The organism is Pseudoalteromonas sp. MER144-MNA-CIBAN-0113 (assembly GCF_040308965.1).
GTDB classification, from domain to species: Bacteria; Pseudomonadota; Gammaproteobacteria; order Enterobacterales; family Alteromonadaceae; genus Pseudoalteromonas; species Pseudoalteromonas tetraodonis.
Map to the genome: position 1 here is coordinate 1 of NZ_JBEOOG010000405.1, position 263 is coordinate 263.

At 47.9% G+C, this 263-nt stretch carries 1 pseudogene; it reads right to left on the minus strand.

What is annotated here, in order from left to right:
• Positions 1-263 (minus strand): annotated as a pseudogene (locus tag AAEY57_RS20250) (PKD domain-containing protein); the annotation flags it as partial.

Sequence of the window (263 nt, forward strand, 5' to 3'; positions counted from 1 at the left end):
GCTTAAACCGGTGCTCGAGCCTGAAGGGGCTGATAGCGTCCAAGCGTAATCGAGAGAGGTTCCCTCTGGGTCGTAACTTTGGCTTACATCAAATGTAACTGCATTGCCCACTACATCGTAGCGTGATTGCTCCCCCGTGAAGCTAATTACTGGCAATGCGTTTTGTATTACATCAATTGTTAGGGTTTTTGTGTCAGAGAACTGCACGCCATCGTTAGTGCGTAACGAAATAACCACTTGTCCCTCTACTGATGCGCTAAACG